The sequence below is a fragment of the Streptosporangium sp. NPDC023963 genome (assembly GCF_040639135.1).
Classification (GTDB): Bacteria; Actinomycetota; Actinomycetes; order Streptosporangiales; family Streptosporangiaceae; genus Streptosporangium.
Window position 1 is genome coordinate 20,503 of the sequence record NZ_JBEZZK010000031.1, and the last position, 15,706, is coordinate 36,208.

The 15,706-nt window shown below is 73.5% G+C and carries 6 protein-coding genes; all 6 read right to left on the reverse strand.

What is annotated here, in order from left to right; genetic code table 11:
* Positions 1–28: 28 nt before the first annotated feature.
* Entirely contained in the window at positions 29–919 is an 891-nt protein-coding gene (locus tag AB0F88_RS43635) for a VCBS repeat-containing protein (RefSeq protein ID WP_362698349.1), read from the reverse strand.
* Positions 920–1,211: 292 nt separating this feature from the next.
* Entirely contained in the window at positions 1,212–1,985 is a 774-nt protein-coding gene (locus tag AB0F88_RS43640; protein WP_362698352.1) for an ABC transporter permease subunit, read from the reverse strand.
* On the reverse strand, positions 1,982–2,881 hold the full coding sequence (locus AB0F88_RS43645) for an ATP-binding cassette domain-containing protein (RefSeq protein ID WP_362698370.1): 900 nt from the start codon (positions 2,879–2,881) through the stop codon (positions 1,982–1,984). Before AB0F88_RS43645 ends, AB0F88_RS43640 begins: the two co-directional genes overlap by 4 nt.
* A gap of 30 nt (positions 2,882–2,911) precedes the next feature.
* Positions 2,912–4,456 carry an isochorismate synthase gene (locus AB0F88_RS43650; protein WP_362698355.1) on the reverse strand — a complete coding sequence of 515 codons (1,545 nt, stop codon included), beginning with the start codon at positions 4,454–4,456 and terminating at the stop codon, positions 2,912–2,914.
* Between the two features lie 16 nt (positions 4,457–4,472).
* Positions 4,473–6,092 (reverse strand): AMP-binding protein, encoded by a 1,620-nt coding sequence (locus tag AB0F88_RS43655; protein WP_362698358.1) that lies wholly within the window; start codon positions 6,090–6,092, stop codon positions 4,473–4,475.
* 14 nt (positions 6,093–6,106) lie between these two features.
* Positions 6,107–15,691, reverse strand: a complete 9,585-nt coding sequence (locus AB0F88_RS43660) for an SDR family NAD(P)-dependent oxidoreductase (protein WP_362698361.1) — start codon at positions 15,689–15,691, stop codon at positions 6,107–6,109.
* Positions 15,692–15,706 lie beyond the last annotated feature (15 nt).

Below are 15,706 nucleotides of genomic sequence, written 5' to 3' on the forward strand. Positions count from 1 at the left end.
TGAACCTATCCAGATTCCGACGGAGTGATCAGCTGATGACGTCGTACATCCCGAATCCGGTGGCGACGGTTACCGGCTCCTGAAAAAGCTCGAGCGGAGAGTCGGGATTGAACTTCCCGCAGTGCCGGTAGGCGGCGAGCGTGCCGTCCTGGTGCAGCCCGAGCAGGTCGGGGTGCCCGTCCATGTCGATGTCGGTGAGCGCCATGAGGCGCATGTCCTGCCAGCCGCCGGCGACGGTGTACCAGGTGCCCCCGGTCGCCGTGCCCGGCCTGCCGTCGAACTCGTACAGGGCCAGGTCGCCGTTGGCCCGGCGGACCAGCAGGTCGAGGTTCCCGTTGCCGGTGAAGTCGGCCATCGCGACGGGGAGGTCGTCGACGTCGATCTCGGTGAGCCTCACCGGATCCTTGTCGTAGGTATCGTTGCGAAGGACGCCCAGGTCGCGGTGGGGGAAGACGTCCACGTTGCCGGCGTCCTTGCCCCGGCCGAACGTGTCGTCCGTGCCGGTGCCCGTCACGTCGGCGAACCCGATCGTCTCCCACTGCCGGCCGTCGTCGCGCCTGCCGGACACCCGGATCGGCTCGGCGAACGGGCCGATCTCGCCCGGCGCGCCCAGGTTCCGCAGCAGGAAGAAGCCGTGCTCCCCGTTCTCGCCCGGATTGATGTCGAATTCGTGGGCGCTGAACGCGCAGATGTCCGCCTGCCCGTTTCCGGTGGCGTCGACCGCGCGGACGAAGAAGAATCGCCACCAGCCGAACCCGTCACCGATCTTCACCGGGTCGCCGAAAGTCTCGGTACCGTTGAATTCACCGCTGTGCGGGCAGACGAATAGCTCGCCTGTTTCGGTGTTCCGCACGAGCAGGTCCGGCCGCCCGTCACCGCGGAAGGACCGGCACTGACCGTTTGCGAAATTCGGTGCCATTCTTGTAGCTCCTCCCGCCGGGTTTACCGAACTTCAGTATTCGCGAGGCGGGAGAAAGCGGGTAACCCCTAAGGGCCACTAAAAGTGCTGGTAGAGCCGTCAATAGGGGGCGGGAACACGGCGACGCCCGGCGGGCCTGGGCGGCCGCCGGGCGTCATGCCGGGCGCCGGCGCCGGGCACCGGGCGTCGGCGCCGGGCGTCATGTCAGGCGTCGGGTGCCGGGCGTCATGTCAGGCGTCGGGTGCCGGGCGTCGGCGTCGGATGCCGGGTGCCGGCGTCGGTACGACCGCCGTCAGGCGTCCCGCGAGCGGAACACCGCGAAGGCCACGATCAGCAGGACGGCGGTGAAGGCGGCCATCAGGCCGAGCCCCGTCCAGGGCGCCAGCCGTTCCGCGGTGGGGACGGTGGTGGTGACCCGGAGACCGGCCGCGATCGGCCAGTACGTGCTCACCCAGTTTCCGACGGCGTCGGGCATGAGCCTGGGCCCGATGATCGGGATGATGAAGTTGACGGCCACCACCACGGTCGTGGCGGCCATCGTGTCGCGCAGCAGGCAGCCGAGCGCCACGCCGGTGAGACCCACCAGGACCCAGATCAGCCCCATGCCGACGACGGCGCGCAGCACGCCGGGCTGGCCGAGCGTCGCGGCCGGGGCGCCGGCGGCGCCGATCACGGTCTGGCCGACGAGGAACGCGCCGAAGGCGGCGATCTCCCCCATCACCAGGGTGATGAGACCGAACGTCCAGATCTTGGCGGCGAGCAGCCGTCCTCGCCGCGGGACCACGGTCAGGCTCGTGCGGATCATCCCGGTGGCGTACTCGGAGGACACCACCAGCACGCCGAGCGCGCCCACGGCGATCTGGACGAACAGGAACCCGCCGTACATGCTGATGTAGGTGGGGTCGAACGCCGCCCCCGCCGCCTGGTAGCCCTTGGCCGCGCCGTTGGCGGTGAGCGCGCCCGCGCCCACCATGACGGCGACGGTCGTCAGCAGGATCGGGACGTTGGACGGGATCGTCCGGAACTTGGTCCATTCCGACCGCATCGTGTCCGCGATGGCGCTCATGCCGCGCTCGCCTGGAACTCGACGCTGTCGCGGGTCAGATCCATGTAGGCCTGCTCCAATGAACGTTGTGGTGTCAGCTCCGTCAGCACGACCCCGGCGGCCAGCGCGGCCTCGCCGATGCGCCTCGCCTCCAGCCCGGTGACGATGAAGGAGCCGTCGGTCCCTTCCTGGACGGACCCGCCCGCCTCGACCAGGTGAGGGACGAGCCGGTCCTTGTCGTCCGTCCGCACCAGGACGTTGGAGCCCTGCCGGACGAACTCACCGATCCCGATGTCCGCGATCAGCCTTCCCCTGCCGATGACGAGGAGATGGTCGGCGGTCTGCGCCATCTCGCTCATCAGATGGCTGGAGACCAGGACGGTGCGCCCCTCGCCGGCCAGCCCGCGCATCAGCTCGCGGATCCACTTGATGCCCTCGGGGTCCAGGCCGTTGACCGGTTCGTCGAACAGCAGCACCTTCGGGTCGCCGAGGAGCGCCGCCGCGATCCCGAGCCGCTGGCCCATGCCCAGGGAGAAGGATCCGGCCCGTTTGCGCGCCACCGATTCCAGCCCGACCAGCTCCAGCACCTCGTCCACCCGGTCACCCGGGATGCCGTTGGTCTGGGCGAGGCAGAGCAGGTGGTTGCGCGCCGTACGGCCCTTGTGCAGCGCGCGGGCGTCCAGCAGGGCGCCCACCTCACGCATGGGCCTGGCCACGCCCACGTAGCCGTGGCCGTTGACCGTCACGCTCCCGGCGTTCGGCGCGTCGAGGCCGAGGATCATTCGCATGGTCGTCGACTTGCCCGCCCCGTTCGGGCCGAGGAAGCCGGTGACCCGGCCGGGCTCGACGGTGAACGTCAGGTCGTCCACGGCCGTCCTGTCGCCGAAGCGTTTCGTCAGTCCGTCTATCTGGATCACGTTCACGTGCCTCTCGTGCGTGTTTCCCGATCAAGAGGTTCCCGCCCCGTCCGGCCCGTACGCGGGCACGGCAAGAGCATTGAGCATAGGACGGAACTTGAGCCTGGTCTCCTGGAGCTCCACATCCGGGTCGGAGCCCGCCACGATCCCGCACCCCGCGTAGAGGGTGGCGGTCCCCTCGTGCAGGTGGGCGGAGCGTAGGGCGACGGCGAAGTCCCCCTCCTGGTCGGTGTTCATCCAGCCGACCGGACCGGCGTACCAGCCGCGGTCGAAGGGCTCGGCGGCGGAGATCCAGTCGAGTGTCCCCTCCCGGGGGTGGCCGCCGACGGCCGGTGTGGGGTGCAGCCGCTCGACGAGGTCGAGCACGCCGGTGTTCTCCGGGTCGGCGATCTCGCCGTCGATGCGGCTGTGCAGGTGGCGCAGGTTCGGCAGGTCGAGCACCTGCGGCTCGGCGGGCACGGAGACCTCGCGGCACACCTGGTCGAAGGCGCGGCGGAGCATCGCGGTGACGACCTGCTGTTCGCGCCGGCTCTTGTCGTCCTCCAGCAGGGCCGCGCGCAGCCGGGCGTCCTCGGCCGGTGTGGCGCCGCGCGGCATGGACGCGGCAAGGCTCATCGACCGGGCCCGTCCGGCGTGCAGGCTGACCAGCCTTTCCGGGGTGGCGCCGACGAAGGCGTGCCCGCCGGCCGCGACGGCGAAGACGGTGGTCCCGGACTGCGCGGCGAGCAGGGACCCCAGCACGGACGGCACGTCGTAGGGACAGGGCGAGGTCACGCGCAACTGGCGGGCCAGGACCGCCTTGTCGAACCTGCCGCGGCCGATCTGGTCCGCCGCCCGCGCGACCAGCGCCTTCCACTCGGCGGCGGAGGGGAATTCGGTGACGGTCGTCCCGGCGAGGTAGGGGCTGGGGCACGGGCGCCCGCCCGCGGCGGAGAGCAGGCCGCAGGCCTGGGCGATCACCCCCGCCACGTCGTCCTGCACGGGGTTGCCGGGGTCGACGCTCACGCTGAGCGCGAGCGTGGTCCGCCCGTCCCGATCCCGGGCGACCAGGACCCGGGGCACCCACATCAGCGCCTCCGGGAGCGGCCCGGGCCGCGGGGCGAAGGCGAAGCCGCCGACCAGCGACGGCGTACCGCGCCGGCCCGGCCCGCCGGCCACCGCGTTCTGGGCGGCTCTCTCCCAGCTCGCCCGGATGCCGGCGAAGCGGCCGGAGCCGCGTTCGACGAAGTCGGCCGCGCTGCCCATGGCGATCACGCTCGACTCGGGCGACACCCAGACGAACGCCCGCCTCGTCCGCGCGAACACCGGCGCGAGAAGCCAGGCCGGGTCGACGGGGTCGATCTCCTGGCGCCAGGTCGCCAGGGTCCGGCTCGCGCTGTTGCGCGACTCGGCGGTGGCCTTCGCGTGCACTTCCAGGAATCCGGGCAGGTCGATGTCCAGCGGGTACGGGTCGACGCCCGGCAGGCGCGGGGCGGTGCCCGGCGGGCGTGAGTCGATGCCCGGCGGGCGTGAGTCGGTGTCCGGAAGGTGGGGGTCGATGTTCGGCAGGTGCGGGTCGATGTTTGGCAGGTGCATGGGGAATCGTCCTCTGTTAACCGAACATGCCCGCGAGCTGCTTCTTGCTGACCTTGCCCAGTGGCGTGACGGGGAGGGCCTCGACGATCTCCAGGCGGTCGGGGAACTTGAAGGCCGCGACGCCGCGCCCGCGCAGGAACGCGGTGAGCTCCACCAGCGTCGGAGGCGTACCCCGGGGGACGACGCAGGCGCAGCTCCGCTCGCCGAGAACCTCGTCGGGCAGGCCCACGAAGGCGACCTCGCGGACGTTCGGATGGGCGAGGAGGTGGTTCTCCATCTCCTCTGCCGCGATCTTGTCGCCGCCCCGGTTGATCTGGTCCTTCACCCTGCCCTCGAAGATCACGTGCCCGGTGGGCAGCAGCCGCACCAGGTCGCCGCTCCGGTAGAACCCGTCCGCGGTGAACGACCGGGCGTTGTGCTCCGGCGCCCGGTAGTAGCCGCGGGTGGTGTACGGCCCGCGGGCCAGCAGCTGGCCCACCTCTCCGGGGGCGACGTCGTTGTCGTCCTCGTCCACCACCCGCACCTCGTCGTCGGGGGAGACGGGCAACCCCTGGCTGACGAGGACCACGTCCGCCGGATCGTCCGGCCGGTGGAAGCCGCACAGGCCCTCCGCCATGCCGAAGGCCTGCTGGAGCCGGCAGCCGAGGGCGGGCTCCACCCGGCGGGCCAGCTCGGGCTGCAGCTTCGTGCCGCCGATGGTCACCCGGCGCAGGCTGGAGATGTCGTGCTCGCCCCACTCGGCGGCCTCCATCCAGAGCAGGGCAGCGCCGGGGATGAGGCCGGTCTCGGTCACCCGCTCGCGCTCGATGAGGGGGAAGGACTGGTCAGGGCTCGGGCCCGGTGCCAGCACGAGCGTCCCGCCCGCGTGGAAGGTGGCCAGCAGCCCGTGGGTCAGCGGCCAGTTGTGGCTCAGCGGCAGGTTCACCAGGTGGACGGTGTTCGCGTCGTAGCCGCAGGCCTCGCCGACCGCGCGCCCGCTGTAGCTCCATTCCTGGTGGGCGCGCGGCACGAGCTTGGGCACCCCGGTCGTACCGCCGGACAGCAGGAAGAGCGCCACCCCCGCCGGGTCGGGGCGGGGCAGGTCGGGCAGGGACTCGCCCCGGACGTCGCCCAGCGCCACGAAGCCGGTCGAGTCACCCGGGGCACCCGCGCCACCCGGATCTCCCGCGACGAGGACGTGCTTGACGGTGGGCACGCGGGCGACGACCTCGGCGGCCAGCTCCCGGTAGTCGAACCCGAGATGCGTGTCCGCGACGACGTAGGCGACCGCCTCGGTGAACTCGCAGAAGTAGGTGATCTCGCTGCTGCGGTGCGCGGGCAGCGCCAGGACCGGCTGGGCGCCGATCCTGAACAGCGCGAAGAACAGCGTCACCAGCTCCGGCACGTTCGGCAGCTGCACGACGACGCGGTCGCCGGCGCCGATGCCGAGCTCGTGCAGCCCGGCCGCCATCCGGTCGGCGCGCGAGTCCAGCTCGGCGTAGGTCCACCGGTGCGGGCCCGCCACGAGGGCGGTCCTGCCCGGGTGGGAGCGGGCCAGTCGGCGCAGGAACTCGCCGAGGTTCTCATCGGTCCAGTGGCCCGCCGCCCGGTAGCGTTCCGCGAACTCCTCGGGCCAGGGGGTGAATCCATCGAGCACGGGGTCGTCCTTTCTCAGCCCGCGGCCGGGGCCGTGGCCTCGGCGAGCAGGTGTTCCGCCAGCTCGGCCGGTGTCGGGTAGTCGTAGACCGCGTCGGCGGCCAGCTCGATGCCGGTCAGCTCGCTGAGCCGGTTGCGCAGTTCCACCGCGGCCATCGAGGAGAAGCCGAGCTCGAAGAACTCCGCGTCGGGCTCGACCGCGTCATGCAGCGGGAACTGCAGGATCGCGGCGGCCTGGCGGCGCACCACGTCGAGCAGGATGCCGTGGTGCTCCTCCGCCGGGCTGTCGTCCAGCAGGCGGCGGAAGGCGGCGACGCCGTCGACCAGATCCTCCGGCTCGTCCTGGACGAGCACCGCCTCGGGGATGTCGTCCAGGAGCCGGGAGCGCGTCGCGGCGGCCAGCGCGATCCAGTCGGGGTCGGCGACGACGAGCGTCGTGTCCCCCTGGCGCAGCGCGTGGCGGACGGCCGCGACCGCGTCGGCCGGTTCCTTCAGGCCGACCGCGCCGGACAGCGCCGGCAGCCCCGCCTCGCGCCGCGCGGCGGCCAGCGCGTTGAAGTACTCGTGGTCCGACGCGCCGTCCTCGCCCCAGGCCGCCCCCGCCGGCGCCAGCATGACGAAGGCGGACAGGTCCGCCGGGCGGGTCCGCTCGTCGAACAACCGGGCCGCCTCCGGCGTCGTGCAGACGACGGCGGTCACCGGGAGATCCAGGAGGGCCGACAGAGCCGGGAGAGACGAGAGATCGTCGCCGATCGCCCGCACGACCACGCCGGGCTCGCCCGCGAGCCTGGCGTCCGGCTCGGTGAGGACGACCTGCTCCGCGCCGTTGCGCGCGGCCCACCTGCCCAGCTCGGCGGCGGTCTCGTCGAGCGGCCCGGCCAGCATGACCGTGCCGCTGGGCCGCCATTCCGCCCCCAGCGCCGCCCCCCGGCACGGTGCCGGTCGCAGCCTGCGCGCGAACACCCCGCCGAGCCGTACGGCCAGCTCCTCCTCTCCGGTCACGCCGGAGAGCACCACGCACAGCTGCCGCAGCACGTGCTCGTCCAGCCTGGCCGGGAGGTCGACCAGCCCGCCGTTCCGCAGCAGCCCGTCGCGGGCCGCGGTCCTGAGCGCTCCCCATGCCCGTACGGTCACCGGCACGGCGTCCCCGTCGGACGGCGACACCCGGACCGCGCCCCGCGTGAGCACCCAGACCGGTGCCGAACCGGGCGCGACCTCGGGAAGGGGCGCGCCCTCCGGCAGCAGGTAGACGATGCCCGCCACTCCCGCGTCGGAGGCGGGCATCTCCGGGAGCACGACGGTGTCGGCGCCGTGCGCGGCCAGCCCGGCCGCCAGCGCCCGGTCCACTCCGGCGGAGCCGTCCGGCGCGACCACCGGCCAGGTTCCCGACAGGACCGGCGCGGGCAGGTCGGTGAGCGGCCGCCAGCCGAGCTGGTAGCGCGGGTGCCCGTGCTCGGCGCCGCCGCTCCCGCCGCCGTGCACCCTGGCCAGCGCGGGCAGGAGGTCGTCCAGCGTGGCCCCCGCTCCGAGGCCGAGCGTGGCGAGCAGCCCGTCCAGGTCCTGGCGCGCGACGGCGTCCCACAGCTCGTGGTCGGGCTGTACGGCCGCCACAGCCGTCTCCGCCGGGGGCGGGTCGGGCCAGTAGCGCTGCCGCTGGAAGGGGTAGGTGGGCAGTTGCACGGTCGCGCCCGTGCCGACGACGGCGCCCCAGTCGACGTCGGTCCCGTGCGCGGAGACCCGCGCCAGCGCGTCGAGCAGCGCGGACGCCTCCGGCCGGTCGCGGCGCAGCGCCGGGACGGCCACCCCGGTCCAGCCCTCCGCGCAGTCGCCGACCATGGCCGACAGCACGGCGTCGGGGCCGAGCTCCAGGAAGGTGGTGACGCCGCGGCTCCGCAGCGTCCTGATCCCGTCGCAGAAGCGCACGGCCTGCCGCAGGTGCCGGGCCCAGTACTCCGGCGAGGTCAGCTCCTCTGTGGTGGCCGGCTCCCCGGTGACGTTGGAGATGACGGGGATCGCGGGCGGGTGGAAGGTCAGCTGCCTCGCGACGTTCAGGAAGTCCTCCAGCACCGGCTCCATCAGGGGCGAGTGGAAGGCGTGGCTGACGGCCAGCCGCTTGGTCTTGTGCCCGCGCCCGGCCAGCAGTTCCGCCAGCTCGAGCACGCTCTCCTCGGTGCCGGACAGGACCACGGAGGCCGGGCCGTTGACCGAGGCGATGCCGGCGCGGTCCTCGTACCCGGCCAGCAGCGGCAGCACGTCGGCCTCCGCGGCGCGCACCGAGATCATCGCCCCGCCGGGCGGCAGCGCCTGCATCAGGCCGCCGCGCGCGGCCACGAGCGTGACCGCGTCGTCCAGTGACAGCACGCCCGCGACGTGCGCGGCGACGATTTCGCCGACGGAGTGGCCGGCGAGGAAGTCCGGGCGCACCCCCCATGCCTCCAGGCAGCGGAACAGCGCGACCTCGACGGCGAACAGGGCGGCCTGGGTGTAGCGGGTCTGCTGGAGGAGCTCGGGGTCACCGGTGATGACCTCGCGCAGCGGACGGTCGAGGTGGCGGTCGAACCGGGCGCACACCGCGTCGAACGCCGCCGCGTACTCCGGGTAGGCCGCGTACAGCTCCTCCCCCATCCCCCGCCGCTGGCTGCCCTGGCCGGTGAACAGGTAGGCGACCCTGCCTCGGGCGGCCGAACCGGTGATCACGTTGTCCGCCTGCCGCTGCGCCAGCGCGGCGTCCAGCCCGGCGGTGAGCTCCTCGCGGGTGGCGCCGAGCACGACCATCCGGCGTTTGAACGAGGAGCGCGTCGTGGCCAGGGACCGGGCGACGTCGGCCGCCGAGTGCTCCGTCCACGACTCCAGGTGGCCGCGCAGCCTGCGCGCCTGGGCCTTCAGCGCGTCCTGCGTCTTGGCCGACAGCACCCACGGGATCAGCGGGCGCTCGGGCGCGTCCCGCGTCTCCGCGGGCTCCTCCGGCGCCTGCTCCAGGATGACGTGGGCGTTGGTACCGCTGATCCCGAAGGACGAGACGCCCGCGCGGCGCGGCCGCGCGGTCTCGGGCCACGGCGTGGCCTCGGTGAGCAGGCGGACCGCGCCCGCCGACCAGTCCACGTGCGTGGTCGGCTCGTCCACGTGCAGTGTCCGCGGCAGCACGCCGTGCCGCATCGCCATCACCATCTTGATGATGCCCGCGACGCCGGCGGCGGCCTGGGTGTGGCCGATGTTCGACTTGACGGACCCCAGCCACAGCGGCCGGTCCTCCGGCCGGTCCTGGCCGTAGGTGGCCACGATGGCCTGCGCCTCGATCGGGTCGCCGAGGGTGGTGCCGGTGCCGTGTCCCTCGACGGCGTCGACGTCGGCGTTGGTCAGCCGGGCGTCGGCCAGGGCCTGCTCGATCAGGCGCTGCTGGGAGGGGCCGTTGGGGGCGGTGAGCCCGTAGCTGGCGCCGTCCTGGTTGATCGCGCTGCCGCGCACCACCGCGAGGACCTTGTGGCCGTTGCGGCGGGCGTCGGAGAGCCGCTCCACCAGGAGCATGCCCACGCCCTCGCCCCAGCCGGTGCCGTCCGCCGCGTCGGCGAAGGACTTGCAGCGGCCGTCGGCGGCCAGGCCGCGCTGGCGGCTGAAGTCGACGAAGACCGCGGGGGTGGACAGCACGGTGACGCCGCCGGCGAGCGCGAGCGAGCACTCGCCCCTGCGCAGCGCCTGCATCGCCATGTGCAGCGCGACCAGCGAGGAGGAGCACGCCGTGTCCAGGGTGACCGAAGGCCCCTCGAAGCCGAAGGCGTAGGACACCCGGCCGGAGGCGACACCGGCCGAGACTCCGGTGCCGACGAAGCCGTCCAGGTCGCTCGGCACGTTCTGCAGGTGCACCCCGTAGTCGTGGTACATCAGCCCGACGAACACGCCCGTGCTGCTGCCGCGCACGGCGGCCGGGTCGATGCCCGCGTGCTCCAGCGCCTCCCACGAACCCTCCAGCAGCAGCCGCTGCTGGGGATCCATGGCGACGGCCTCCCTCGGGGAGATGCTGAAGAACGACGGGTCGAACGCGGTGGCGTCGTAGACGAACCCGGCCTCCCGCGCGTAGGTCGTGCCGGGGTGCTCCGGGTCGGGGTGGTAGAGCTCGTCCAGGTTCCAGTTGCGGTCGGGGGGGAACATCGACATCGCGTCGCCTCCCCCGGCCACCAGGTTCCACAGGTCGTCCGGGCCGGTGACGCCGCCGGGCAGCCGGCAGCTCATGCCGACGATGGCGATCGGCTCCTCCGCGTCGATCGCGCTGTGGGTGGACACGGCCGCCCTGGGGCCGTCGAGGAGCCTGCCGCACAGGTACTGGACGAGGGCGGCGGGCGTCGGATAGTCGAAGATCAGCGTGGCGGGCAGCCGCAGCCCGGTGGCCGCGTTCATCCGGTTGCGGAACTCCACCGCCGTCAGCGAGTCGAAGCCGGCCTCGTTGAGGGGCCGGTCCTGCTCCACGGCGCTCGGGTCGGGGTAGCCGAGCACGGTCGCCACCTGGTCGAGCACCAGGTCCATCACGACCTTGTGGTGCTCGCTCTCCGGCAGGCGGGCCAGGCGCTCGCGCAGCTGCGACGCGGCGGCCGGGTCGGAGCCGACCACGCGCCGCTTGGAGACGGGGACCAGACCCTGCAGGATCGCGGGCAGCGCGCCGAACTGCGCCGCCATCCGCAGGTTGCGCAGCTCCAGCCGGATGGGGACCAGCGTCGCCCGGTCGGCGGCGCAGGCCGCGTCGAGCAGGGCGAGGCCGTCCTCGGTGGTCAGCGGGACGACTCCGGTGCGGGCCAGCCTGGCCCGGTCGGCGTCGCTGAGGGTGCCGGTCAGTCCGCTGTCCTGCTCCCACAGGCCCCAGGCCAGGGAGAGGGCGGGCAGGCCCAGCCTGCGCCGCCGCACGGCCAGGGCGTCGACGAACGCGTTGGCCGCCGCGTAGTTGCCCTGGCCGGGGCCGCCGAAGACGCCCGCGGCCGAGGAGAACAGCACGAACGCCGAGATCGGCAGGTCCTTGGTGAGCTCGTGCAGGTTCAGCACGGCGTCGGCCTTGGGACGCAGCACGGCGTCGATCCGCTCGGGCGTCAGGGTGGCCAGCACGCCGTCGTCGAGCGTGCCCGCCGCGTGGACCACCCCGGTGAGCGGGTGCTCCGCCGGGACGGTGGCCAGGACGGCGGCGAGGGCCTGGCGGTCGGCGGCGTCGCAGGCGGCGACGGTCACGTCGGCGCCGAGTTCGGCGAGCTCGGCCACGAGCCCGGCGGCGCCCTCCGCGTCGGGGCCGCGCCGGCTGGTCAGCAGCAGCCGCCGCACGCCGTGCCCGGTCACCAGGTGGCGCCCGACGAGGCCGCCCAGGGTGCCGGTGCCTCCGGTGATCAGTACGGTCCCGCCGGCCTCCCAGCCGGTGGTGGTCTCGACAGCGTCAGGTTCGGTACCGGTCTCGGCGACCGGGTGGCGGGCGAGCCTCGGGACGAGGACCTCGCCCTCGACCAGGGCGGCCTGGGGCTCTCCGGAGGTCGCGGCGGCCGGGACGGCCCGCCACGACGCGTCCGTGCCGTCGACGTCCAGCAGGACGAAGCGGCCGGGGTTCTCCGACTGCGCGGAGCGGATCAGCCCCCACACGGCGGCGCCGGGCAGGTTGTCGCCCGCCACCACCCCCTGGGTGACGACGACCAGGGGGACGTCGGCGTACCTGTCCTGGTCGAGCCAGGACTGCGCGACCGCGAGCACCTCGGTGGTCGCCGCCCGCGCCCCGTCCGCCGCGTCGGCGTCGGCGACCGGGCTGCACGGCAGGAACGCGAGCCTCGGCATCGGCCCGTCGGGGTCCGGCGCGCCGACCCGGGCTCCGGCCGCCTCCAGGACGGCTCCGAGCCGGGAGCCGTCGCCGCCGGCGATGACGTAGTGCGCCTCGCCGGGCTCGCCGGGCTCGACAGCCGCCAGGGGCTGCGCCGCGACCCAGTCGAGCGCGAAGAGCGCGTCGCGCAGCGGGTCGGTGCCCGCCTTGAGGTCCTCGGCGGCCAGCGCCCGTACGACCAGCGAGTCCACGCAGGCGACGGGCGCGCCCGCGGTGTCGGCGACCTCGATGCGCACGCTGTTCGTCCCGGCGGGCGAGAGCCGTACGCGCAGGGCGGCGGCGCCGGTGGCCGCCAGCCGCACGTTGGTCCAGGCGAACGGCAGCATCGGGCCACCGGAGGCCCCGGAGGTCCCGGTGTCGAAGAAGCCGCCCACGGCGAGCGGCTGGATCGCCGCGTCGAGGAGGGCGGGGTGCAGGCAGAACTCGCCGGCGGCGGTGCCCTCCGGCAGCGCGACCTCGGCGAAGATCTCCCGGTCCCTGCGCCACAGCGCGGTCAGCCCGCGGAAGGCCGGGCCGTAGTCGACGCCGATCCCGGCCATCAGCTCGTACACGTCGCCCGCCTGCAGGGCCGTCGCGCCCGGCGGCGGCCAGGACTGCTCGGCGAAGGTGGCCGCGGCGGTGTCCTCGGTGAGGAAGCCGCTCGCGTGCCTGGTCCACGGTTCCTCCTCGGCGCGGGAGTGGATGGTCAGCGGGCGCCTGCCGTCCTGGTCGGGCGCGCCGACGGCGATCTGCACGTGCACGCCGCCGGTGGAGGGCAGGATCAGCGGCGCCTGCAGCGTCAGCTCCTCCAGCAGGTCGCAGCCGACCTCGTCGCCCGCCCGTACGGCCAGCTCCACGAAGGCGGTGCCGGGCAGCAGCACCTGCCCGTTGACCTCGTGGTCGGCGAGCCACGGGTGTGTCTTCAGCGACAGCCTGCCGGTCAGCAGGACGCCCTCCGCGTCGGCGAGCGACACGGCGGCGGCGAGCAGCGGGTGCCCGGTGGTCCCCAGGCCGAGCTGCGCGAGATCGCCGCTGGTCTGGATGCTGCCCGGCCAGTAGTGCTGGTGCTGGAAGGCGTAGGTGGGCAGATCCACCCGGCGAGGACCGGCCGGGGCGATGGCTCTCTCCCAGTCGACATCCCCGCCGCGTACCCACAGCTCGGCCGCGCTCGTCCACAACCGGCGCGGCCCGCCGTCATCACGCCGCAGCGTGCCCACCACCACGCAGGCGTCCGCGAGTCCGGCCGCCTCCACACTCTCCAGCACCCCGATCCGCAACACCGGATGCGCGCTGCACTCCACGAAGAACCGGAACCCCTCACCCGCCAGCGCCTCCACCGCCGGACCGAACCCCACCGTCTCGCGCAGATTCTCATACCAGTACGCGCCACCGGCCTCCACACCCTCCAGCCAGCACCCCCGCACCGTCGAATACCACGGGACCTCGCCGCTTCTGGGGGTCACCGGAGCCAACAGCCTCGTCAGTTCGTCCTGGATCGCGGTGACGTACGCCGAGTGCGAGGCGTAGTCCACCTCGATGCGCTTGGCTCGCACCCCCGCGAGCTCGTACTCCGCGAGCAGCCCGTCCAGCGCGTCCACATCACCGGAGATCACCGTCGAGGCAGGACCGTTGATCGCGGCGATCGACACCCGGCCGTCCAACCCCTCCAACCGCCCGGCCACCTCGGCCGAGGGCAGCGGAACCGACACCATCCCGCCCTGACCCGCCAGCGCCACGATCGCCCGGCTGCGCAACGCCACCACCCGCGCACCGTCCTCCAGGGACAGCGCACCGGCCACCACCGCGGCCGCGATCTCACCCTGCGAGTGACCGATCACCGCCGCGGGCTCCACCCCGAGCGAACGCCACACCTGCGCGAGCGAGACCATCATCGCCCACAACACCGGCTGCACCACATCCACCCGGTCGAAGCCCGGCTGGCCCTCCTCGGCCCGCAACACCCCGGTCAACGACCAGTCCACGAACCCCGCCAGCGCCGCCTCACACTCCGCCATCCGCGCCGCGAACACCTCCGAGGTCTCCAGCAGCTCGACACCCATCCCCAGCCACTGCGACCCCTGACCGGGGAAGACGAACACCGTCTTGCCCGCGGTCCCCACCGCTCCTTCCACGGCGCCCGACACCGTGCCGGAGGCGAGCCGTTCCAGGGTCGCCGTCAGCTCGGCCCGGTTCCCCACCACCACGGCCCGGCGGTCGAAGGCCGACCGCGACACCGCCAGCGAGTGCGCCACGTCGGCCAGGCCCAGCTCGGCGCGCTCGGCCGTCCACGACGCCAGCCGCCCGGCCTGCGCCCGGAGCGCGTCGCCCGTCTTCGCCGACAGCACCCACGGCACCACCGGCGGCTCGACGGGCGCCTCGGCCTCGGCCGTCTCCTGGGCGGGAGCCTCCTCGATGATCACGTGCGCGTTGGTGCCGCTCATGCCGAACGAGGACACGCCGGCCCGGCGCGGTTCCGCGCCGGCCGGCCAGGGACGGGCCTCCGTCAGGAGTTCCACGTCGCCCGCCGTCCAGTCGATCTGCTCGGAGGGCTCCTCGGCGTGCAGGGTGGCGGGCATGACGCCGTTGCGCAGGGCCATCACCATCTTGATGACCCCGGCGGCGCCCGCGGCGGCCTGGGCGTGGCCGATGTTCGACTTCACCGAGCCGAGCCACAGCGGCCGGTCCTCGGGGCGGTCCTGGCCGTACGTGGCCAGGATGGCCTGGGCCTCGATCGGGTCGCCGAGCGCGGTGCCCGTGCCGTGCGCCTCGACGACGTCAACCTGGACGGGGGCGAGCCTGGCGTCGGCCAGCGCCTGGCGGATCACCCGCTGCTGCGAGGGGCCGTTCGGGGCGGTGAGGCCGTTGCTCGCGCCGTCCTGGTTGATCGCCGACCCGCGGATCACCGCGAGAACCGGGTGGCCGTTGCGGCGCGCGTCCGACAGCCGCTCGACCAGGAGCACGCCGGCGCCCTCGGCGAGCGCCATGCCGTCGGCGGCGTTGGAGAACGCCTTGGAACGCCCGTCCTTGGCCAGCGCGCGCACCCGGCTGAAGCCGAGGAAGGTACCGGGGGTCGCCAGCACGGTCACCGCTCCGGCCAGCGCCATCGTGCAGTCGCCGTTGCGCAGCGCGCGCACCGCGAGGTGGAGCGCGACCAGGGACGACGAGCAGGCGGTGTCGATGGTGACGGCCGGCCCCTCCAGTCCCAGGGTGTAGGAGATGCGGCCGGACACCACGCTGGTGGCGACACCGGTCATCATGTAGCCCTGCAGCTCCGCCGGCGCATGCGTCATCATCGTGAGGAACTCGGGGCTGTTGGCGCCCACGAACACGCCGGTCCTGCTGCCGTGCAGGGTGGCCGGGTCGATGCCGGCCCGCTCGATCGCCTCCCACGAGGTCTCCAGCAGCAGCCGCTGCTGCGGGTCCATCGCGACGGCCTCGCGCGGGCTGATCCCGAAGAAGCCGGGATCGAACTCGGTGATGTCGTGTACGAACCCGCCCTCGGCGACGTACGAGGTGCCGAACGCGTCGGGGTCGGGGTTGTAGAGCGCCTCCAGGTCCCAGCCGCGTCCCTCGGGGAAGTTCGAGATGGCGTCGGTCCTGTCGGCCACGACCCGCCACAGGTCCTCCGGGCTCTCGACCTCTCCCGGGTAGCGGCATCCGATGCCGACGATGGCGATGGGCTCGTGGTCCTTCTCCTCGGCCGCGTGCAGGCGCTTCTTGCTGTCGTGAAGCTCGGTCGTCACTCGCTTCAGGTACTCGACGAGCTGTGCTTCTGTTGCCATCTGCCTTCCTCTCCC

Excerpts from the sequence above, each read along its gene's own strand:
- AB0F88_RS43635 (WP_362698349.1), bottom strand. The coding sequence starts at position 919 with ATGGCACCGAATTTCGCAAACGGTCAGTGCCGGTCCTTCCGCGGTGAC.
- AB0F88_RS43640 (WP_362698352.1), bottom strand. The coding sequence starts at position 1,985 with ATGAGCGCCATCGCGGACACGATGCGGTCGGAATGGACCAAGTTCCGG.
- AB0F88_RS43650 (WP_362698355.1), bottom strand. The coding sequence starts at position 4,456 with ATGCACCTGCCAAACATCGACCCGCACCTGCCGAACATCGACCCCCAC.
- AB0F88_RS43660 (WP_362698361.1), bottom strand. The coding sequence starts at position 15,691 with ATGGCAACAGAAGCACAGCTCGTCGAGTACCTGAAGCGAGTGACGACC.